The organism is Mucilaginibacter mallensis (assembly GCF_900105165.1).
Lineage (GTDB): Bacteria > Bacteroidota > Bacteroidia > Sphingobacteriales > Sphingobacteriaceae > Mucilaginibacter > Mucilaginibacter mallensis.
The window spans coordinates 5,646,521-5,667,933 of the sequence record NZ_LT629740.1 but is presented as its reverse complement, the minus strand read 5'-3'; the positions used below and the strand labels follow the sequence as shown (position 1 = coordinate 5,667,933).

The 21,413-nt window shown below is 42.7% G+C and carries 18 protein-coding genes; 9 read left to right on the top strand and 9 right to left on the bottom strand.

Going from position 1 to position 21,413, the window contains the following annotated elements:
- Positions 1–29 precede the first annotated feature (29 nt).
- Positions 30–956: a cobalamin-binding protein gene (locus BLU33_RS23345; RefSeq protein WP_091379169.1), complete on the top strand. Its 927-nt coding sequence runs from the start codon at positions 30–32 to the stop codon at positions 954–956.
- An 81-nt stretch (positions 957–1,037) separates the two neighbouring features.
- Complete coding sequence (locus BLU33_RS23340; RefSeq protein WP_091379166.1) at positions 1,038–3,566, top strand: family 20 glycosylhydrolase; 2,529 nt, start codon at positions 1,038–1,040, stop codon at positions 3,564–3,566.
- Positions 3,567–3,735: 169 nt separating this feature from the next.
- On the opposite strand, the gene BLU33_RS23335 is transcribed toward BLU33_RS23340, so the two are convergent.
- Positions 3,736–5,796, bottom strand: coding sequence for a TonB-dependent receptor (locus tag BLU33_RS23335; RefSeq protein WP_091379164.1), 2,061 nt, complete (start codon positions 5,794–5,796; stop codon positions 3,736–3,738).
- Between the two features lie 472 nt (positions 5,797–6,268).
- Here BLU33_RS23335 and BLU33_RS23330 point away from each other — a divergent pair, with 472 nt between their 5' ends.
- Complete coding sequence (locus BLU33_RS23330) at positions 6,269–8,215, top strand: gliding motility-associated C-terminal domain-containing protein (RefSeq protein WP_091379161.1); 1,947 nt, start codon at positions 6,269–6,271, stop codon at positions 8,213–8,215.
- Here BLU33_RS23330 and BLU33_RS23325 read toward each other — a convergent pair whose 3' ends face one another.
- Both BLU33_RS23325 and BLU33_RS23320 read right to left on the bottom strand, forming a co-directional pair.
- On the bottom strand, positions 8,216–9,649 hold the full coding sequence (locus tag BLU33_RS23325) for a porin family protein (protein WP_091379159.1): 1,434 nt from the start codon (positions 9,647–9,649) through the stop codon (positions 8,216–8,218). It abuts the gene before it with no gap.
- Positions 9,650–9,814: 165 nt separating this feature from the next.
- Positions 9,815–10,336, bottom strand: coding sequence for an NADPH-dependent FMN reductase (locus BLU33_RS23320; protein ID WP_091379156.1), 522 nt, complete (start codon positions 10,334–10,336; stop codon positions 9,815–9,817).
- A 225-nt stretch (positions 10,337–10,561) separates the two neighbouring features.
- Here BLU33_RS23320 and BLU33_RS23315 point away from each other — a divergent pair, with 225 nt between their 5' ends.
- The 6 genes from BLU33_RS23315 to lepB (BLU33_RS23290) all read left to right on the top strand — a co-directional run bounded on the left by BLU33_RS23315 (position 10,562) and on the right by lepB (BLU33_RS23290) (position 16,176).
- Complete coding sequence (locus BLU33_RS23315) at positions 10,562–11,365, top strand: ParA family protein (protein ID WP_091379153.1); 804 nt, start codon at positions 10,562–10,564, stop codon at positions 11,363–11,365.
- A gap of 2 nt (positions 11,366–11,367) precedes the next feature.
- Positions 11,368–12,273, top strand: a complete 906-nt coding sequence (locus tag BLU33_RS23310; RefSeq protein WP_172829290.1) for a ParB/RepB/Spo0J family partition protein — start codon at positions 11,368–11,370, stop codon at positions 12,271–12,273.
- A gap of 3 nt (positions 12,274–12,276) precedes the next feature.
- Positions 12,277–12,966: a DUF5683 domain-containing protein gene (locus tag BLU33_RS23305; protein WP_091379148.1), complete on the top strand. Its 690-nt coding sequence runs from the start codon at positions 12,277–12,279 to the stop codon at positions 12,964–12,966.
- 164 nt (positions 12,967–13,130) lie between these two features.
- Positions 13,131–13,883, top strand: a complete 753-nt coding sequence (gene dapB, locus BLU33_RS23300; protein WP_091379144.1) for a 4-hydroxy-tetrahydrodipicolinate reductase — start codon at positions 13,131–13,133, stop codon at positions 13,881–13,883.
- A 30-nt stretch (positions 13,884–13,913) separates the two neighbouring features.
- A complete protein-coding gene (gene lepB / locus BLU33_RS23295) occupies positions 13,914–15,059 on the top strand; it encodes a signal peptidase I (protein WP_091379141.1) in 1,146 nt (381 codons plus the stop codon).
- Between the two features lie 7 nt (positions 15,060–15,066).
- Positions 15,067–16,176: a signal peptidase I gene (gene lepB, locus BLU33_RS23290; RefSeq protein ID WP_091379138.1), complete on the top strand. Its 1,110-nt coding sequence runs from the start codon at positions 15,067–15,069 to the stop codon at positions 16,174–16,176.
- Positions 16,177–16,270: 94 nt separating this feature from the next.
- On the opposite strand, the gene BLU33_RS23285 is transcribed toward lepB (BLU33_RS23290), so the two are convergent.
- The 6 genes from BLU33_RS23285 to BLU33_RS23260 form a co-directional block, all read right to left on the bottom strand.
- Positions 16,271–16,993, bottom strand: a complete 723-nt coding sequence (locus tag BLU33_RS23285; RefSeq protein ID WP_091379135.1) for a peptidoglycan DD-metalloendopeptidase family protein — start codon at positions 16,991–16,993, stop codon at positions 16,271–16,273.
- A 13-nt stretch (positions 16,994–17,006) separates the two neighbouring features.
- Positions 17,007–17,381, bottom strand: coding sequence for a 30S ribosome-binding factor RbfA (gene rbfA / locus BLU33_RS23280; protein WP_091379132.1), 375 nt, complete (start codon positions 17,379–17,381; stop codon positions 17,007–17,009).
- A gap of 126 nt (positions 17,382–17,507) precedes the next feature.
- Positions 17,508–18,734 (bottom strand): ABC transporter permease, encoded by a 1,227-nt coding sequence (locus tag BLU33_RS23275; RefSeq protein ID WP_091379130.1) that lies wholly within the window; start codon positions 18,732–18,734, stop codon positions 17,508–17,510.
- A gap of 12 nt (positions 18,735–18,746) precedes the next feature.
- Positions 18,747–19,376, bottom strand: coding sequence for an MBL fold metallo-hydrolase (locus tag BLU33_RS23270; RefSeq protein WP_394331786.1), 630 nt, complete (start codon positions 19,374–19,376; stop codon positions 18,747–18,749).
- Between the two features lie 290 nt (positions 19,377–19,666).
- Positions 19,667–19,867, bottom strand: coding sequence for a hypothetical protein (locus BLU33_RS23265; RefSeq protein ID WP_091379124.1), 201 nt, complete (start codon positions 19,865–19,867; stop codon positions 19,667–19,669).
- A gap of 53 nt (positions 19,868–19,920) precedes the next feature.
- Positions 19,921–21,396 (bottom strand): recombinase family protein, encoded by a 1,476-nt coding sequence (locus BLU33_RS23260; protein ID WP_091379122.1) that lies wholly within the window; start codon positions 21,394–21,396, stop codon positions 19,921–19,923.
- Between the last annotated feature and the right edge of the window lie 17 nt (positions 21,397–21,413).

Here is a 21,413-nt window from a genome sequence, read left to right as displayed (position 1 = left end):
ATTTATAATATTTGCACATCGAAAACAACATGCCTGTAGATAAAATTGTTTCATTACTCCCTGCCGCTACCGAAATAGTTTGCGCGCTTGGCCTCGAAGATAAGCTGGTGGGCCGTTCGCATGAATGTGATTACCCGGAGAGCATTAAACATTTACCGATATGCTCCGAAGCTAATTTCCCTGATGATTTGAGCAGTGCTGCTATTGATGTTCGGGTAAAAGAGATACTGGCTGATGCATTATCAGTTTATACTGTTAAGCGCGAAGTGATCAAAGAGCTTATGCCCGATGTAGTGATCACCCAGGCACAATGCGAGGTTTGCGCGGTATCCTTAAATGATGTGGAAGAAGCGCTGGATAATTATTTAAATAAACAGGCACATATGGTATCCCTTCAGCCCAATACTTTTCAGGATATATTTACGGATATAAGAACGGTGGCTGTCGCTTTAAATGTAGAAACAGCCGGTAATACTTTGATTGAAGACCTGGAGGAGCGCGTTGATATCATCCGCCATAAATTAAAATATGTGGAAAGCAGACCAACGGTTGCCTGTATTGAATGGCTGGAACCGCTCATGGTATCGGGCAACTGGATACCCGAATTGGTGAGCATAGCCGGAGGCAGCAGTATTTTGGCCGAGGCAGGCAAGCATTCACCATTTGTAAAATGGGAGGATATTCAGCATCAGGATCCGGAAATTATTGTAGTAATGCCTTGCGGTTTTTCTATTGAGCGTACCATAAGGGAGATAGACCTGCTGCTTAACCTGCCGGGGTTTGCAGCCATGAAAGCTGTTAAAAACAATCGCTTTTATATTGCCGATGGCAACCAGTACTTTAACCGCCCCGGCCCGCGGATAGTTGATTCTGTAGAGATCTTAGCAGAGATCATTCATCCCAAACTTTTTAACTTTGGCTATGAGGGTAATGGCTGGATAAAATTTTCTTTTTAAAATAATTTAAAAAGTATTGCAGTCATTTTAAAAATAGTATTTTAGTTTTTCTTTTCATATTAAACTAATACTGAATTAAATATGCGCCGCTTATTTGTCCTGATTTTTGCTGTTGCTTTTTGCATTAAAGCCACAGCCCAAGCTCCTGTTCCAACTTTTGATGCCCATAAGCTGAACATCAGCTGGCAAGCAGTACAAAACAATTACCAAAACAAAGCCGAATCATTAAACGCTTTGGTTATTACCAATACCGGCAAAACAACATTGCCGGCATCGGGTTGGAAATTGCATTTTAACTCGGCGCGTGGTATTGCCTCTGCCACGGTTAGCGGCAATGCGGTTATCACCAAATTAAACGGCGACTTATTCACCATCACCCCAACTGCAACTTTTACCGCTTTAAAGCCCGGCGCATCGGCAACCATTCAGTTTGTGAGCGATGAACTGGTCATCAATTTTACCGATGCACCCGAAGGCATTTATCTCGTATGGGATGCACAACCCGAAAAAGGCTATGCCACCGGTGATTTTACGGTATTACCCTTTAAACCTAACTATCCAGGACTGGTTACCCCGGCTATCATCTATAATCAGAACCAAAAAATACAAGATGTACCCGAGCAGCAGCTAACAAAAATATTCCCTACGCCGGCAAGTTATAAGGAAACTACCGGCACTTTCAACCTTACGGCTGACGTTCAGTTTACTACCGATGGTAAGTTTTCCAAAGAAATACTGGGCTTTGAAGCCGACCTGCAAACCCTCTTCGGCAAAAAGCTGGCGAGCAAATCAGTAGCAAATATCATCAGCCTAAAATATAAAGACGGCTTGGGTGATGAGGGATACGAGCTTAGCGTACAACCAACCGCCATTATTATAAGCGCTACCAATGCGGCTGGCGCTTTTTATGGCATACAATCGTTAAAAACATTAATACCGGCAGCGGCTTATGCCCATGCGCAAAAGATAGTAGAAATACCATGTGTTGAAGTAAAGGACCAGCCGCGTTTCCCATATCGTGCTTTATTGCTTGATGTTGCCCGTAACTTTCAAACCAAGGAGCAGGTGTTGAAATTGCTTGATGTGATGGCGCTGTACAAGCTGAATGTGTTCCACTTCCATTTATCGGATGATGAAGGCTGGCGTATTGAGCTGCCAACTTTGCCTGAATTAACTCAAATCGGCTCGCAGCGCGGCCATACTTTGGATAGCAAAATTTTTTTACCTGCATCGCATGGTTCAGGTCCGGAAACAGGCAGATTAGCAGGCAGTGGTTTTTACACTCGTGCTGATTATATCGAGATCTTAAAATATGCTACTGCCCGCCATATTACGGTAATGCCTGAGATTGAGACGCCGGGCCATGCCCGTGCATCCATCAAAGCTATGGATGCCCGTTACCGCCGTTTAATGGCCGAAGGTAAACAGGCCGAAGCGGTAAAATATTTGCTGCGTGACCTGAATGATAAATCAGAGTACAACTCAGTTCAGTACTGGAATGATAACGTGATCGATGTATCGCTGCCGTCAACCTATACTTTTTTCGAAACGGTGATCAATGATATTGCAGGCATTTACAAAGAAGCCGGAGCGCCATTAAACACCATACATTTTGGTGGTGATGAAGTGCCCGCACATGTTTGGGAACAGTCGCCTGCTTATTTAACTTTGAAGGCTAGTCACCCTGAAATAAGCGGCACCGGCGACCTGTGGTATTACTTTTATGGCCGTATTAACCAACTGTTAAAAGACAAAGGTTTAACCCTTGCGGGATGGGAAGAAATGGGCCTGCGCAAAACCATGCTTGATGGCAAGGCTGCTTACGTACCAAACCCCGATTTCACCCCATACCACCTGCAAACCGAAGTATGGAACAATTCCATAGGCAGCGGTCAGGAAGATCTGGCCTATAAACTGGCAAATGCTGGTTACAAAGTGGTGCTTTCATCAGTAACCAACCTGTATTTTGATATGGCCCACTACAAATCATTTGATGAGCCGGGCTATTACTGGGGCGCTTTTGTTGATATTGATAAACCATTCTCGTTTATTCCTTATGATTACTTTAAAAACACTTCGGTTGATCGTGATGGTCTGCCAATAAACAAAAGCATTTTCATCGGCAAACAACGCCTTACCGATTATGGTAAAACCAATATTGCCGGCCTGCAAGGCTGTTTATGGGGCGAAAACATTAAAACCCCAGAGCGCATGGAGTATATGATTTTCCCATCAGTACTGGGCCTGGCCGAGCGTGCCTGGGCACAGGACCCGCAATGGGCAACTGAACCGGATACTACTAAAAGCAGCGCCATGTACCAACAGGCGTGGGCAAACTTTTTAAACGTATTGGGCAAACGCGAGCTGCCCCGTTTAACTTATTTAAATGGCGGATACAGCTATCGCATACCAAAACCGGGTGTTATGATGCGTGGCGGCGAATACAAGGCGAACATGCAGTTCCCGGGCTTTACTATCCGCTATACAACTGATGGAAAAGACCCTGACACCAAAAGCAAAGTTTATAACGATGCTGTTATAGTGACCGGAAACAACGTAAAATTCCGTGCTTTTGACAATAAAGGCCGCGGAGGGAACGTTTCGGAATAAGTTAAACCAACTAAGCGATAGGCATATTTTTTTCGCGAGATATGCCTATCGCTGTACTATTAAGCCGTATAGGTTATGTACCTACGGCACATATATATCTCCCCGTTTATCTTTATCTACCGATATTTAACCCCGATGGGGTTTTAAATCATAGGGGGGGGTAATAATATCAAATCGTCACCTTAATCCCCACATAATAATTACGCGGTGGCGCGGGGTTATAATAGCGGTTGCCAACGGCGTTAAGGTCATCGCCTAAACTATAGTTTTCATTCAGGATATTATCAACCCCACCATAAATCTCGAATTTCGTTTTATGACTGAACAAATGCTGCCAGCCAATCTTCGCTTCCAGTAAATTATAATGCGGCGCAAAAACGGTATTGCCATCATTAAGCGGCAGCCGCGAGGTATAATTGTGCTGAATGAAAAAATATAATGATTGTGGGAATCTAACCTGCAAACTGCTGATCAAAACCTGTTGCGGCACACCGGTAAGCTGGTTATGCGTGGTGCTGAAAGTAAACTTATCCAGCGTTACCGACTCGTTAAGCTGCAGACCACGTATAAAGCTGTCGTCATTTTGCCTGATGAGCCAGTCGGTAAAATACAGTTCAAAACCAGGTTGGTTAGTACCGCCCGAGTTCAGGTAAGTTTCCGTTTCATTCGGGTTGATGTGCAGGATAATGGCATTTTGCAGTTTATATAAAAACACCGAAGCATCTAAAAACATACTTTCATCATCATTACGCAAGCGGAAACCAGTTTCATAGTTCCAGCCATATTCAGCCTGTAAACTGGTGTTAATCACATTATCTGTAGGGCGGATTTCGGCAGTAGTTGGCGTTGAATAACCACGACTTACCGACGCACGCCACGCAAAGTTATTGGTGATCTGGTAGGATAGGGCAAGCCTTGGCATTAGTTGAGCCGTAAATGGGCGATTGGTAAAATCGGGTTCATCATTCGGGTATACGTTCCTGAATTTATAATCGTAAAAATTGAGGCTCATGGCTGCTTCCACGTGCAGGCGCTTATAAAAATCAGCGCTGTAACGGGCGAAAAAGAAATGCTGGTTGGTATTTATCTTATCCAGGGTTTGGGCAGTGTCGCGCGTGCCCATGTTATTGCCGTAGTTGTTAATATCCGAGTTGGTTTGCTGCCATTCCAAACCTACATTGGCTTTCCAGCTATAGTTTGGGTGTTGTTGCCCGGTCAATTCAAAATAGGTACGCATACCGAAAGTACCCTCGTAACGCTGTTCATAATTGGTGATGAACGGGTTATAAAAATTAACATAACTACCGTAAACCGATAGTACATTCCTGATATTATCTGTTATATGCGCCTCGTTCACCAAACCACCCATCAGCATTTTTGTGCCGATAGCGATTTTTTGCTCAATAGCGCCGGGTATGGTTTTAGTCGGCAGTCTGGCGCTGCGCGGGTCGGCCTCCATCTGGCTTAGGGTTAAGCCGCCGGGCGTTTTATAAAAGAGATCGGAGTAAAAGGCCAGTATTTTAAGATTATCAGCAGTGCTGATCTTCCACCTGTCAACCGCCTGGAAATAATTGCGGTACATGCTGCTGTTTTGACGGTAACCCCCATAAGTTTCATAAGCCTGGTTTATATTCAGCTGGTTATTGGCATTATGATCCTGAAAGGCGAAGCTTTCATGCAATAACGAATAGGAGCCGCCATCAACCGCTGCGGATATAAAACTGCTATCAGCATAACGGTTTACCGGGCTTATCAATACTACTCCGCCCGAATTTGCGCCAAACAAACTGCCATCAGGTCCTTTTAATATCTCGATGCCTTGCACGCTGTTTACATCAATAGCGTTGAGATAGGTATTACCGCCTGCATCAGTTAAAGGTATCTCATCAAAATAGATCTTCACATCGCGGATCCCAAATGGCGATCGCAATAAACTACCACGGATAGACAAGCGGTAACTGCCTGGCGAGCGCTCCTCCATACGCACACCGGGTACGGTGTTCATGGCAGATACTAAGGAATTATCGGGTTGTAATTTTAACTGTGCCGGGGTGAGCACACTAACCGATGCTGGCACAGCAAGCACTTTCTGTTCGGATAGATAGCCTCTTACCGTAACCTGGTTTAATTGCCGGGTGCTGTCTTTCTTTAACGAATCAGTGTTTTTTTGGGCGAATAAAGCGCCGCTGAACAGTAGAACAAGTAATAGGGTAGCGTAAAATTTGATCACAAAAGGCTGTTAAGTATGCGTAAAAATACGATTTGTTTGCTGTAATCATCTATTCATCATTCTCATCCTGAGGAACGAAGGATCTGCCCTGTTCTTAAACATGGCGGATAGATCCTTCGTTCCTCAGGATGACAAATAGAGTAGTACTGTGTGCTGTAATATTAGCCATCCCACCTCCATGATCTAACTGTAAAAAACATCCCCTTTACTGATCAGCCTTTAGGCGCATCGCTATAATTTAATTTTTTGCAAACAAATGCAAAAAATTATGCTGTTTGCTATTACTAAAATATTAGATTGCATACGCCAATATTGCCATTGACCTCATAGTTAAATAATTAACCCCTTGTGAACTTTTTTTTATTTTTATCGAAATCTGCCCATTTGTAACAAACGTTATATAGAAATTAGGATACCGTATCAATGAAAAAATATATTTTTGAAGATAAACCATTGTGACCCCTGAACTTTGATGCGCCCAATAATTTTTGCTATTCTATTCCCATTCATATTAATTGCTGCTACTTTACAAGTCCGGGCACAGCAACCAACCAGCTGCGACGGCAGTTTAGGCGACCCGGTTATCAATCAAACCTTTGGTTCGGGCTCAAACCCCGGCGCTCCGTTACCGGCAGGTGTTACCAATATGACCTACACCACCAGTAACTGCCCGGAGGATGGTTATTATACCATTGTTAACAGTATTAACCTCAATCAAAATTGTCATACTACCTGGCAAAGTGTAACATCAGACCATACCGGGAACCCTAACGGTTATATGATGGTCGTTAATGCATCGGCCCAGCCAAGCGTTTTTTTTACACAAAGCGCACCAACGTTGTGCCCCGGCACTACCTATCAGTTTTCTGCCTATATACTTAATCTCATAACACTTGCTGCCAGTGGCCCAGGGGTTAGTGAGCCTAATATTACTTTTTCTGTACTAGCTCCTGACGGAACAGTGCTGGCAACGAAATCAACAGGTACAATTGACGCAACACAGGACCCTGTTTGGAACCAGGAAAGTTTATATTTTACTACACCCGATAATGTTTCGTCGGTAACAGTTGCAATGACAAATAATGCACCCGGGGGCAATGGCAACGATTTAATTTTGGATGACATTACCTTCAGGGCTTGCGGCCCGGTAATTGATGCTGGGTTTGGTTCTGTTACGGGACCAGCAGCCCAACCGCTATGCCAGGGCGCCAATGCTACTCTTACTTTAGATGCCAAGGTTGGAGGCAATACTAATCCCAACTATCAATGGCAATCCTACCATACCAATGGTGGGTGGGTTGATACAGCCGGACAAACCGCCCCATCACTTAATGTCGTTTTTCAGAATGCGGTGCCGGGTTCGTATCAATACAGGGTGGGTATAACCAACGGAACCAGCACATTAGCCAGTTGCCGCACCTATTCGGCGCCGTTAATTGTTAATGTCTCAACAAACCCGGTAATAGGGGGCGTTCCGCTAACTCAATCAATATGCGAGGGCGACACTTTAAGCATCTTAGCTACAGGCGGGGTAACTTATCAGTGGTCGGGGCCTAACTTATCGCCAATTAGTGAAAATCCCTTAGTTATTAATGGAATTACGTTGGCGGATGCCGGTAAATATACAGTAACCGCATACAATCAATATTCTTGCCCTAGTACTGCATCAACGCAAATTACAGTAAATCCAAAGCCTGTTGCTACGATCAGCGGCATTACAACAATATGTGCAGGCAAAAGCACCCAGCTTGTTGCTCAGGGCGGGGTAGCATACCAATGGTCGCCGGCTGGTAGTTTGAATGATCCTACAGTGCCCAACCCAATCGCCACCCCTACGGATACGACTACTTACACCGTTAAGGTTTATAATCAAGCTAAATGTTACGCTACCGAAACAGCTACTGTAAACGTGTTAAAAACACCGGTGGCCAATGCCGGGCCCAACAAGATCATAGTTGAGGGGCAATCGGTTAAACTTAATGGCAGCGCTCAAAATGGCGATGTTTTTTACTGGACGCCTAATTCTTATATATCGGGTTCTAACACATTAGACCCCATTGTTACCCCAAATCAGGATGCTACCTATACACTGCACGTTACATCAACAAGCAATTGCGGTATTGATAGCAGCAAGGTATTTGTAAGAGTATATCAACATGTGGAAATACCCAATACATTTTCTCCTAATAACGACGGCATTAATGATCTTTGGAATATCGCCGCTTTAAGCACCTATCCTGAAAGCCTATTACAGGTTTTTAACCGTTATGGCACACAAGTATTCCAAAGCATTGGCTATAGTAAACCATGGGATGGTAAATATAACGGCCGGGTACTACCCGCCGGCACCTACTATTATGTTATCGACCTGAAAAACAATACACCCAAAATATCAGGCTGGGTAGTAATAGTGCGGTGATCAGTTAAACCCGAAGAAGTAATTAAAGCCTAACTCATACTGTTTAAGCTTACCTGTATAGCCCGGGCTGCCGCTAGTTAAAGTAGCAGGAAAGGCATAACCCAGATAAAATTCGTAATGGTTATCAATTACCACGCCTGCTTTTATGGGTACATTAAACCAGAATGACGATAACTTAGGGTATTTATCTTTTACAATTGTTGTATCAGATGAAGTGTGGGTAAAGGTGTATTTATTATAGGCGGATAGGTTTGCAGATATACCAACGTTAATATAGGCCTTAAACTCTATTTCATTATATATATTATAAATCAATTGTGGCGCTACAGAAAACGTATATTGCCTGATCTTGCTTAAACTATTAACAGCTCCCGACGTATCCTTCGTATCAGGAAAGTTGTACTTATTTGCCGAGAGTGACAGCTCCGCTCGAAACACCATCCGTTCCGTTTTTTTGTTTAAGAACACATTGTAACCTAATGATATCTTTGGAAAAATTGAGCTGCTGTTAGGGAATTTAGCCGGGCCATTTAATCCCAGCACATTATCATTAATAGCCAATCCGGCAAACCACCAATGCCGTATGGTATCAAATTTTTCCTTGGTATCGCCATTAATTGCCTTTGCTATTTTTACCAGGTCGATCTTCACATATTTTGATTTGGTGATCATGGTGGCCAGCGTATCTGCATTGGCGACAGAGTCTCTTTCCGCGGCTATCCGCTGGTTTTTAACCTTGGCTATAGCGCTTTTACTAAGCGCCTTTACCCTGTATGTCGTTTTTGATTTTCGCTTTATCTGTTTGGTAACAGCTACCTGATTAGCCGCGGCGGCTGCCGCTAAAGCAGCGGCGGCTGCCGCTTTAGCTTTTGCCGTATCAACAATTGGCTTATATTTTAGTGCCAGGTACCTGAACTGGTTGCGGTAGGTTGTATCGGTTTGTATACCGCCGAGGGTTTTACCCTGATAATAAACCCTGTAGGCAAGTTCACGCGGTTCCTCATACATACTTTCCGAAACATAATACCGGGTTTTTATGCTATCAGTATAACTAAAGAGCGTAACATTGTTGCCGGTGGTAAGTATCTGTAAAAATACATTTTGAGCTATAAAATTGGTGTCTATTCCAGTTTTTAACTTTGCCTTATCAACATGATCCTGGCTAATGTTTATGATGTAGCGCCTGTAGGTGTCACTCCCTTTTATCGCAAATTCCCTTGCGGTAAAAACCGTAAAGGTTTGAACCGGGCTATCATGAAGATCTTTTCTAAAATTTATCGTATCCGGGTTTTTCTCCCATTTTTTATATTCAATATAGCCTTTTACGGTGTCACCGGTTAAGCCTACTATGTAGCCGTGTTTATAAGTTCCCTGGGCGTTTGAAAAAATTGGAGCAATAAGAATTAAAACTAATAAATAGTATAAAAATTTCATTGTGATAGCAGATTGGCAGGCTTAAAAATACCAAATAATATTGGCATTGTAAACATGTTTAACAATGAAAATCAGGCAATTAACTCCAAATAAGTCAAAAATAACCACACGGTTAAACCGGGTTTAATCAACCCTTAATAATAAACTAAAGATTAAGCGATGAAATCAGAAAGCGATGAATTTCTCTATCTGCTCATCAGTAAAACGAAGAGTATCCTCTTTAAAAAAGCTGCCGCTCTCATCCAGCTCGGTTTTAATATTGGCTATGTGCAACTTTAACGGCATTACATGCAAGTTTATGTAATGGCAAACCCCTGTAAAATGGTCGATACCGCGTATATTGCCATATTTGCCTGCTGATACACCTACCAGGGCAGCCTTTTTTTCATAAAAGCTTTCGGGAAAATCACAGGCATCAATAAACACTTTTAACACGCCGGGGAAACTGCCGTTATACTCAGGTATTACAAATAAAAACTTATCGGTTTGGGTAATAATATCCTGTATAGGCTTAAATGCTTCGCTGCGTTTGCCAAACAAATCGGTCTCCAATAAATTTGGCGGCAGCTGCATTAATGATAGCAAACCAGCTTCAGCACCCATTTGGTGCATTCTTTTATGGTAATATTGCGCCACTTTAAACGTTGTGCTTCCGGGCCTGTTGGTTGATGAGATTATGGTGATCATTTTTTATTTAAGCGTTGCGGGCCATATGTTGCAGATTGTGTGTAAGTAAGGGTAAAAATGTGAGTAAAATATCATTATTCAACCTTAACCTGCATCGCCAAATCGCAATCAATTAGTTAATTTTGTATCTTAGCGCGGGCTAAAAAAACTTTACGAAGTTAGAAATTTATGTTTCTGTTTTCACTGGTTATAATTCCTGGTTTTTAAATTTTTTGAATATACACAATGAGTAAAATAATTGCTTTAGCCAACCAAAAAGGTGGCGTAGGAAAAACTACATCATCCATAAATCTGGCTGCAAGTTTAGCCGTATTGGAATACCGTACGCTGCTTGTTGATGCTGATCCGCAGGCCAATTCAACATCAGGCATCGGGTTTGATCCACGCAATATTAAGAATAGCATTTACGAATGTATAATTAATGATATTGACCCGCACGATGCCATACAGCATACGGATACCCCAAATCTTGACTTGCTGCCTGCCCACATCGATCTGGTAGGTGCCGAGATAGAGATGATAAACCTGGAGAACCGCGAGTTTAAAATGAAGCATGTGCTCAACAGCTTACGCGATGAGTACGACTTTATTATAATTGACTGCTCGCCATCACTGGGCCTTATCACCATAAACGCTTTAACCGCTGCCGATTCGGTAATTATACCGGTACAGTGCGAGTATTTTGCGTTGGAGGGTTTGGGCAAGTTGCTGAATACCATAAAAATTGTACAGTCGCGCTTAAATACCGAGCTTAAAATCGAGGGCATTTTATTAACCATGTATGATGTGCGCCTGCGCCTGTCAAACCAGGTGGTTGAGGAAGTGAAAACGCATTTTGAAGACATGGTATTTGATACCATTATACAACGCAATACAAGGTTAAGCGAAGCGCCAAGCTTTGGTGTATCAGTAATTATGCACGATGCCACTTGCAAGGGCGCCATAAATTACCTTAACCTTGCACGCGAAATTATACGTAAAAACGGTTTGGTTGTAGATGAAACCACCGCAACTATAGAAACAGCATAATAATGAGTAATGAAAAACGAAACGCCCTTGGAAAAGGGTTAAGCGCCCTGTTGAATGATTCTGCTAGTGTAATGCCCGATAAGAACAGCGCTGTTTCTGCTCCTGCCGAAGTAAATAGCATGGGCTCTGTGAACGAGATAAAGATTGCTGAGATTGAGGTTAACCCTTTTCAACCCCGTACCGAGTTTGACCAGCAGGCATTAAGCGAGCTATCCGACTCCATAAAATTACAGGGGTTGATACAACCTATAACTGTAAGGCGTATAAATGCGCACAGCTACCAGCTTATATCGGGCGAACGCCGTTTGCGCGCCTCAAAACTGGCCGGTTTAACGCAAATACCTGCTTATGTACGTACCGCCAATGACCAGCAAATGCTGGAAATGGCGCTGATAGAGAACATACAGCGTGAAAACCTTAACGCTATGGAGGTAGCCTTAAGCTTTCAGCGGATGATAGAGGAGTGCAGCCTTAAACAGGAGGAGCTTGGTGATCGCGTAAGCAAAAACCGTTCAACCGTAACCAATTATTTAAGGTTATTAAAGCTGCCGCCCGCTATACAAGCATCCATCCGTGATGGGCAGATCAGCATGGGCCACGCACGCGCGCTCATATCTGTTGAGGATCCTGCAAAACAATTATTTATACATCAGCATATTATAAAGGATGGTTTATCCGTTCGTAAGGTTGAAGAACTGGTACGTGAAATACAAAAGGCACCGGTAAAAAAAGAGGGCAAACAGCCCGAACCCATGTCGTACTCGCTGCAAAAGATAGAGGATGATCTGGCTTCAAAATTTAGTACAAGAGTAAAGCTCAAAGTTGGCAGCCAGGGAAAAGGTATGATAGAAATACCTTTTTTATCGGAAGACGACCTTGGGCGGATCCTTGAAATGTTGGATTGGTAAAAAATGTGTAAACACCTGCTTATAATCATCCTGTTAACGGGCTTTGCTTTTTCAGCAATGGCGCAAAAACCCCAAACAGATACCATAAGAAATAAAAAGGACAGCCTGAACATGAAGCGCGATTCGGCTACTTCGAAGCGCTTTATACCCAAAGTAACCAAAGAAGAAAAAAAGTATCACCCCGATAGTTTGCATGATCCGCATAAAGCTGTAGTGCGCTCTTTAATGATACCCGGCTGGGGCCAGCTATACAATAACCAATGGTGGAAAGTGCCCATTATATATGCCGGCCTGGGCCTGTTGGTTGATGTGGTAATATTTAACCAACGCCAGTACGGGCCACTCTTAATTGTGGCGCGTTACTATGAACGGGGACAAACGCCCGGCACAAAGGACCCTCAATATGCTTTGTATACGGCTTACGTTAATGCCGGTATACCTGCCCAAACCGTATATGACGAGGTTAACGGCTATATACGCAACCGCGACCTGGGTATATTAGGCTTTATGGCTGCCTGGGGAATACAAGCGGTTGATGCCTATATTGATGCCAAATTTAAGCACTCCTATACTATGGATACTGACTTCTCATTCAACATCCAGCCTACTATAATTAACCAGCAGAACTTTGCAATGCAGGGCTTTAACGGACCTGTTATTCCGGGGTTAAAGCTCACCTTTGTGCTTAAATAACCGGCAACATCAGTTTGCAGGAAACCTTGCAAATATTACACATCTCCCCGAAAATATAAATGCCCCTATTATTCCCGGTTTAAAACTTACCTTTACGCTCAAATAGTTTTGGTTTTAAGCCGGATAATTCGCATTATCGCCAAACAGAAATAAAAGAACAGCCAATGAAGATTGCATTATTAGGTTACGGTAAAATGGGTAAAATAATTGAAAAAATAGCCATTGACCGCAAGCACGAAATTGTATTAACTATAGATCATGACAACATGCATGAGCTCACCGTAGAAAATTTAAAAAAGGCCGATGTTGCTATTGAGTTTACTACGCCCTCGTCTGTTTTAAGCAATATACATAAGTGTTTTGAGGCCGGCATACCCGTAGTTGTAGGCACAACAGGCTGGTATGAACATTTACCTGCATTAAAAGCGCAACATGAACCAAATGGCAGCACTATACTTTATGCGTCAAACTTTAGCATTGGCGTAAATATATTCTTCCATGTAAATAAAATACTGGCTAAGCTGATGAACAATTATCCTTACTACGAAGTACAGGTTGAGGAAATTCATCATACCCAAAAACTGGATTCGCCAAGCGGCACTGCCATAACCATCGCCGAAGGTATTATTGAAAATCTGGATGCCAAAAGAGACTGGGCAAACATTTTAATAAACGACAACGACAATACCGTTGATGACAATGTTAAAAATGAGCAATTGCTGATCGAATCACACCGGATTGACAGCGTACCGGGCACACATACGGTAATCTATGATTCAGAAGTGGATACCCTTGAATTTAAGCATACCGCCCATAACCGCAATGGTTTTGCCTTAGGCGCAGTACTTGCTGCCGAGTGGATAAAGGATAAAAAAGGGTTCCACTCCATACAGGACATGTTTAACTTTAGCGTTTAATAAAATTTGCCTCCCCAATATTTAAAGAATATGAACTGGAAATTCTGGAACAGAAAAACTAAGAGCAAAACTGCCCCTAAAAAGAAGAAGAGCAAGACCCGTGAGTGGGCAGATGCCATAATTTTTGCCGTAATAGCAGCTACCATCATCCGTTCATTTTTTGTTGAGGCTTATACCATACCTACACCATCAATGGAAAGATCATTACTGGTGGGTGATTTTCTATTTGTCAGCAAGTTGAATTATGGTCCGCGTGTACCCATGACGCCTATCGCTTTCCCGTTTGCGCACCATACCATGCCGCTTTTGGGCACCAAGGCATATTGGGATGGCATTGAACTACCCTATTACCGTTTACCCGGCTTTAGCGATGTTAAAAAAGGCGATGTAGTGGTATTTAACTACCCAATGGATGCCGATTCGCCGTATTACCGCCCGGTTGATAAACGCGAAAACTATATTAAACGCTGCCAGGGTGGCCCCGGCGATACCCTGAGTGTTGTTGATGCCCAGGTTTATGTAAATGGCAAAGCTATGCCAAACCCTCCGGGCGAGCAGATAGATTATACTTACTCTACCATAGGGCAGGACCTTAACCCACAGGTAGCCAGCGATCTTAATATATCTTATTATGATCCAAATAATCTTGGCGCCCCTACTATGACCGCGGCATCGGCAAGTGTGTTAAAAGGTTACTCCAACGTAAAAAACTTAACACCAAGATTAGAGCAAAAGGGTGTGATTGATCCCTTTAACCCGGTTTACCCGCGCAAATATCCAAAGTATTCAATAGGTGATAAATTCCCGCTGTTTAAATGGAACGTAGATAATTACGGCCCTATCATTATCCCTAAAAAGGGCTGGACAGTTACCTTAGATAGCCTTACTTTCCCGGTATATGGCCGCGCTATTGAAATATATGAGCACAATAAGGTCAGCGTATCAGGTAATGATATTTTAATCAATGGTGTAAAAACCAACACTTATACCTTTAAAATGAACTACTACTGGATGATGGGCGATAACCGCCATGATTCAGAAGATTCACGCTATTGGGGGTTTGTACCAGAAGACCATATTGTAGGCAAAGCATTATTTATTTGGATGAGCTGGGATGATAATGCATCGTTCTTTGGCAAAATACGCTGGAGCAGGTTATTCAATATCATACATTAGCAATTGAATGAACTGGAAATTCTGGAGAAGGAAAAGTAAACCCAAAACAAGGAAGAGGAAAAGTGGGAAAAGGGAATGGGTTGATGCCATAATTTTCGCTCTAATTGCAGCACTAATTATCCGGGTATTTTTTATGGAGGCTTTCGTTATCCCCAGCGGGTCAATGGAAGGCACACTACTAGTGGGCGATTACCTGTTTGTAAGCAAGGTTAGCTATGGCGCACGCACGCCCATAACGCCTGTATCATACCCGTTTGCACAGCATACCATGCCACTTTTGGGCACCAAAGCTTATTGGAGCGGCTTGCAGTTGCCTTATTACCGCTTACCGGGCCTTGGCCATGTTAAAAGGGGTGATGTAATTGTGTTTAACTATCCCATGGATATTGATTCGCCGCTGTGCAGGCCTATTGATAAGCAGGAAAACTACATAAAGCGCTGCGAGGGCATTGCTGGTGACACCCTATCCATACTGAACGCCCAGGTTTACATCAACAATAAGCCAGAACCCAACCCGGTAAACTATCAACCATCCTATTTGGTACATACCGAAGTGACGGGCATCGATCCGAAAGTTATAAAGGAATTGGGCATTACCATCAGGCAACAAATCACCCCCGAAGATATAGAACTGTTGATGACACCACAGGCTGCTGAACATTTAAAGGGCAATCCGATAGTAAAGAGCATTCATCAATATTATCAGCTAAGGGGTGTTTATGATCCCGATATTTTTCCGCATGATCCACGCCTGAGATGGAACGTGGATAATTACGGCCCTATCATCATCCCTAAAAAGGGCTGGACTGTAAAACTCGACAGTATGAATTTCCCGGTTTACCGCCGTGCCATACAGATTTATGAAAACAATAAGGTAGAGCTAATTGGTAATGACATCCTCATCAACGGCAAAAAAACCGATACTTATACCTTTAAAATGGATTATTACTGGATGATGGGCGATAATCGCCATAACTCCGAAGATTCCCGCTTTTGGGGCTTTGTACCCGAAGATCATATTGTGGGCAAGGCTTTGTTTACGTGGATGAGTGTGGACAGCAGTAAATCATTCTTACAAAATATCCGCTGGAACAGGATTTTCAGGGGGATAAATTAACCCGAATCCTCCTGATTGTCATCCTGAACGTAGTGAAGGAACTTCTGTGACTTGCATTTTCGCCATACAAGGCGAAGAAGATCCTTCACTACGTTCAGGATGACAAGGTGGTTAAAATAATTCCATTAGAGAATCTTAACAAAATATCCGGGTCAGGAATATTTTGCAGGTACTTATCTTTTTCTGATTTTTTACAGGCGCCGAAATAGTCACCGGCCTTACCCTCCATGTCCAACATGAGTTGAAAATGGAGATGTGGCGGCCAGTTACCATTCTCATGAACTTCACCTAAATTAGCAATCTGTTGCCCCGATTCAATTCGTTGCCCAACGGTTAATCCAACCAAATTAGTGCGACTCAGGTGCCCGTACAGGCTGTATAGCGTTAATCCGTCGAGGTTATGGGTGAGAATGATAGTCGGCCCATAATCACCGAAATTATCATTGTCCTGAAAACTGTGGATGGTGCCTGCTAGTGGTGCATAAACCGGCGTTCCTGCATCGCCCCAAATATCAACCCCTAAATGCAGGTTGCGGCGTTCTTCGCCGGTGGTATCAAATTGTGTACGGTTATCGTAAATGGTACGCAACTCCATATAACCGCCAATGCCATAGCGGCAATTATTGTCGGCCAGTTTTTGGTTTACCCAGGCACAAAACCTATCGGTATTATCAAGGATATCGATACTTAGTTCTTTGTTGGCTGATGTAAGTTCAAGCTTCAGCAGGCGGTCGGTATCGGTATCAATATCAACAACCTTGCTAATTGTTTGCGGGTGATCTTTAAGCCAGGCCGATAAACGGGCGGATGCATCCATAAAGCGGTATTAACTATTCCTCAACATCTTTCTGACGTTCCTCTTTGCTGATCTTATCGAAGATCTTATCCATACGCTCAACGTATTCGCTGGTATCATCAATAAAAAACTCCAGTTGAGGGATGATGCGTACCTGGTCTTTAATACGTGCGCCCAATTTATAGCGTATTTCTGAGGAATGCAGTTTTATGGTTTGTAAAGCCAGCTGGTTATTGGTACTGTTAAAAAAGCTCAGGAATATGCGTGCAATGGCCAGATCGGGTGTTACCCTAACTTTTGTGATGGTTACCATTGTATTGGGCAGGTAGTTGTTTCCTTCGCGCTGAAATATAGTTGCCAGGTCCTGTTGAATTACTCCGGCGAATTTTTGCTGACGTTTCGATTCCATGTTATTATTGGTTAAAGGCCAAAGGTAAATGTCAAAGGTAATAGTTTAAATCAACCTCCCTAAGATAATTATATTAAACGCTTTTTGTTTTATTCCGATGAATTTTTAGCCTTTCAGCTTTCACCTCTATAAATCATGCTTTATTTCATCAAGCCCTTTAATGCTTAGCCGGGCGCTAATGCCTGAAGCAATTACCGCTATAATACCGACGGTTAAAAATACCAGCCCAAAGTCCGATACCCTGATCTGTACCGGGTAAGCATCTATTACCTCCATTTGTCCGCCCATTTTTACGAAACCGTAATGCTGTTGTAAAAGGCAGAATATTAAACCCACAACAATACCCGTCACGCAGCCAATAACCGAGATCATCATCCCCTCAAAAAAGAAGATGCCCTGTATCAGCTTTTTACCTGCGCCTAAACTTGATAGTATGGCGATATCCTTACGCTTATCAATCACCAGCATGGTAAGCGAGCCAATGATGTTGAATATGGCTATGATGAGCACAAAAACCAGGATCATGAAGATGAACCAGCGCTCATAATTTAATGTTTTGTACAACTCGGTGTTTTGCTGTATGCGGTTTTTAACCGTGAAGTTTTTACCAATATGATCTATAATAGCCTGCTGTGCCGCGTCAACATCCCGTAGGTTTTTATAGTTGATCTCGATAGAAGATACATTCGTTGGCTGATCCAGCAGATCACGGGCAAAAACCATAGGGGTGACCATAATGTCGTCAAAATCCTGCTGAATACTAAACACGCCCGAGGGCATAATATCACGCACTATAAATTCGTTGAGCGGGTTGGTGCCGCCCATGCTATTGCGGTTGGGGGCGTATACCTGCAATGGCGTTTGCTCGTCATTAATATTTACCGACAGCGTGCCTGCTATAGTGCCACCAATAACGGCATAATTTTGCCCTTCAGCCTTTAGGGTGAAGGAGCCATCCTCAATAGTGCTATCGAGTTTGCGGTTCTTCAAAAAATCGTCGCTAACACCTTTTATAGTGCCGATAAACGTTTTGCTACCATATTTTAAAAGGGCCTTTTCCTGCAATACTTCGGTGTAGGAAAATATCTTAGGATCTTTTTTCAGCTCGTTAAAGTAGGCTGTGTTGGGGTTGAATGTTTTACCGAAGCGCGTTTCCACCTTAATCTCGGGCGTAAAATTGCTGTACAGGTTCAGGATCACCTTTTCAAAGCCATTGAATACCGACAGGATAATGATCAGCGCCGCACTGCCAATAAACACCCCCAGCATGGATATGCCCGAGATGATATTAATGGCGTTCATCTTTTTGCGCGAAAAGAGATACCGTTTGGCTATGTAAACAGAAGTATTCAAGTGGCTGCTAAGTTAGAAAAAGGGATTGGTTTCCTTCTCATAAGCGATCGTAGTTTCGGGGCCATGACCGGGGTATACCGTGCAGTCGCCCGGCAGGGTGAACAGCTTTTCCTCGATGTTTTTGATGAGCAGGGCATGGTTACCGCCCGGCAGGTCGCTGCGGCCAATGCTGCCGCGGAACAACACATCGCCACCCACCAGTATATTATCGGCACGATTATAAAAGCACAGGTGCGCAGGCGAATGGCCCGGAGCGAAGATCAGTTCCAGCGTGGTATTACCAAAGCTAACGGTACCTGTTTCGGGCAAATACACTTCGGGCAGAGGTGAAGGATCATAACGGAAACCCATTGCCGGGGCATAGGCCACAACCGCGTCCATAATCTCCTGCTCGCCGATGTTGAACTGCGGCTTAAGGCCATACTGATCGAACACAAACTTATTGCCCAGCACATGATCGATATGGCAATGCGTATTGAGCAGCAGCACAGGCGTAAGTTTATTATCGCGAATGAAATTCACCACCGCGTTTTGCTCCGCAGCCGTATACATCCCCGGGTCGATAATAGCGCACTCGCCGGTTTCATCGTATAGTATATAGGTATTCTCCTGGTATGGGTTGTTATTGAAAACTTGTAACATGCACAAAGCTACACAAAAGGGGTTAGTAGCCAAAGGAGGTTGTGAGCTGCGGTTTGGACGAGGGTTCGAATCCCTCCGGCTCCACTAGGGGAGATACTCAATCATGAGTATCTCCCTTTTTTGTCATCATAATTATCTGATTGAAAGTGCATTATCTTGTAAAGATAGCCAGAAAGAAGGTGTTCGATAATTTCTTTTAATATTGTTTCCAATTGCCAAAAACCACACTCTGGCTAGTTAAAAGAGATTTTGGTGTTCGATATCCCCTTAGGTGCGAATTTGTCAAAACGTCAAATCGCACTCTCAGCGGCTTCGTACTCGGCTACCTTGCTGTAAGTTCTTGCCAATAGGTAAAGAAAATCCAAAATAATCGCAGCTTGTTCTTCATTCACCTGAATCCCGTTTCGTCTTAATAAGTTGACAGCCTGATCTGGTGATACTTTCCTACTTGAAAAAACCGCTGGTAATCTTTTTTTATGTTGTTCCATCATATGTGTTAAATTTATTGGGAGAAGTAATTGGCCTCATTGATTAAGAGATATACTTACGAATTGTAAGTTTTATAGTCGAAAATTTTAGAAAGGGCTTTATTGATAATAATACTATCAATATTTCTTTCACTTAAATTTATGGAGGATGGCTTAAGAAGGTCGATCATAAATCGTTTGCCGTAAATGTCCTGATGTTTATAAGATTGAAAAACGTTTGAGGCTGTATACATCCATTCGGTTTGGTTACTATCACTCTCAGTTAATATTGCAGTAACTAGATTTAGCCGTTCATTTAAGCTATTTATATTTTGTTTATAATCCTGTTTTAAACAATCAAAATCCTCATCATCGATTTTTCCCGTAACCAGCAAATGCCTTGATTTTGCCAGCAACATCTCCTGCTTGTAAATATCGTCGGTGATTGCTTTACTACTATCCATGTGAGCCTTTCGCACTGAAAAGATATTTTCATCTTGCAGTATTAGGCTAAACAAATCATAGGTTTCAGAACGAAGATGAATTTTCTTCAAATGTTCTTCATATGCTTTATCTAATTTATCAGCTCTAAATCTACCTTTACACCTGGATGTTGAACAATGGTAATAACCATATTTTGAAGTTTTACCTTGAGAAAAGCTTCCTAAGAAACGCCGGCTGCAATATGGACATATCAAAAATCCACGTAATGGAAACAAATGATTTTGACTTATCTTTTTTGATCTATCCCGCTGCTTTATACTATTGAGACATTGAACTTTGCTGAATAGATTTTCAGAGATAAGAGGGGCATGAACGCCTTTAACCAATAGCATATCCTCAGTTTTATTTGCCGGTACTGTTACAATACCACAATACATTGGATTATGCAGAACTTTCCAAAAATTATTTCTGCTGCAATGAAAGCCGTTGTGGTTTGCCATTTTTCTAACCTGGTTCATGGTATAAATACCTTTCGCCATTTGCTCAAATGACCATTTAACATGACTGGCTTCCGGTTGCTTTGGAACAATAAATTTTCTTCCGTCAGGACCAGTAGTATTAATATAACCTACTGGTGCTTTACCAGGCCAACGGCCCATTTTCCTGGCTCTTCGCATACCATCAGAACAATTCTTTCCTCTCCTGCTATTCTCTGCCTCGGACATAGATAAATTTATTGCCAGCAAAACGATACTTTCCGGAATATCAATATCAATTGGCTGATTAATAGCCATAGCACGCACATTGAGCTTCTTCAAAATCCCAAGTGTTTGATAGGCGTATTCAATATTTCGACTAAAACGGTCCCAATTAAGAAACAAAATTTTTTCCGGAGGCCGTCGCTTGTTTTTCTTAATTGTCTTAATAAGTTTGGTCCATTCGGGCCGGTTAAAATCCTTGGCGGAGTAATCTTCCCGGAATATGCTTTTGACTTTGAGATGATTTATTTCACAATATTGGAGCAAACGCGCTTCCTGTTCAATAAGAGAATATCCCGTCTTTTTTTGTTCATCCGTACTAACGCGGACATATAAATAGGCTGATTGCATGATGGATAAGTTTTAAT

What these genes read in the sequence shown, in the direction of transcription:
- BLU33_RS23345 (WP_091379169.1), top strand. Translation starts at nt 30, where the DNA reads ATGCCTGTAGATAAAATTGTTTCATTACTCCCTGCCGCTACCGAAATA.
- BLU33_RS23340 (WP_091379166.1), top strand. Translation starts at nt 1,038, where the DNA reads ATGCGCCGCTTATTTGTCCTGATTTTTGCTGTTGCTTTTTGCATTAAA.
- BLU33_RS23330 (WP_091379161.1), top strand. Translation starts at nt 6,269, where the DNA reads ATGCGCCCAATAATTTTTGCTATTCTATTCCCATTCATATTAATTGCT.
- BLU33_RS23325 (WP_091379159.1), bottom strand. Translation starts at nt 9,649, where the DNA reads ATGAAATTTTTATACTATTTATTAGTTTTAATTCTTATTGCTCCAATT.
- BLU33_RS23320 (WP_091379156.1), bottom strand. Translation starts at nt 10,336, where the DNA reads ATGATCACCATAATCTCATCAACCAACAGGCCCGGAAGCACAACGTTT.
- BLU33_RS23315 (WP_091379153.1), top strand. Translation starts at nt 10,562, where the DNA reads ATGAGTAAAATAATTGCTTTAGCCAACCAAAAAGGTGGCGTAGGAAAA.
- BLU33_RS23310 (WP_172829290.1), top strand. Translation starts at nt 11,368, where the DNA reads ATGAGTAATGAAAAACGAAACGCCCTTGGAAAAGGGTTAAGCGCCCTG.
- BLU33_RS23305 (WP_091379148.1), top strand. Translation starts at nt 12,277, where the DNA reads ATGTGTAAACACCTGCTTATAATCATCCTGTTAACGGGCTTTGCTTTT.
- dapB (WP_091379144.1), top strand. Translation starts at nt 13,131, where the DNA reads ATGAAGATTGCATTATTAGGTTACGGTAAAATGGGTAAAATAATTGAA.
- lepB (WP_091379141.1), top strand. Translation starts at nt 13,914, where the DNA reads ATGAACTGGAAATTCTGGAACAGAAAAACTAAGAGCAAAACTGCCCCT.
- lepB (WP_091379138.1), top strand. Translation starts at nt 15,067, where the DNA reads ATGAACTGGAAATTCTGGAGAAGGAAAAGTAAACCCAAAACAAGGAAG.
- BLU33_RS23285 (WP_091379135.1), bottom strand. Translation starts at nt 16,993, where the DNA reads ATGGATGCATCCGCCCGTTTATCGGCCTGGCTTAAAGATCACCCGCAA.
- rbfA (WP_091379132.1), bottom strand. Translation starts at nt 17,381, where the DNA reads ATGGAATCGAAACGTCAGCAAAAATTCGCCGGAGTAATTCAACAGGAC.
- BLU33_RS23270 (WP_394331786.1), bottom strand. Translation starts at nt 19,376, where the DNA reads ATGTTACAAGTTTTCAATAACAACCCATACCAGGAGAATACCTATATA.
- BLU33_RS23265 (WP_091379124.1), bottom strand. Translation starts at nt 19,867, where the DNA reads ATGATGGAACAACATAAAAAAAGATTACCAGCGGTTTTTTCAAGTAGG.
- BLU33_RS23260 (WP_091379122.1), bottom strand. Translation starts at nt 21,396, where the DNA reads ATGCAATCAGCCTATTTATATGTCCGCGTTAGTACGGATGAACAAAAA.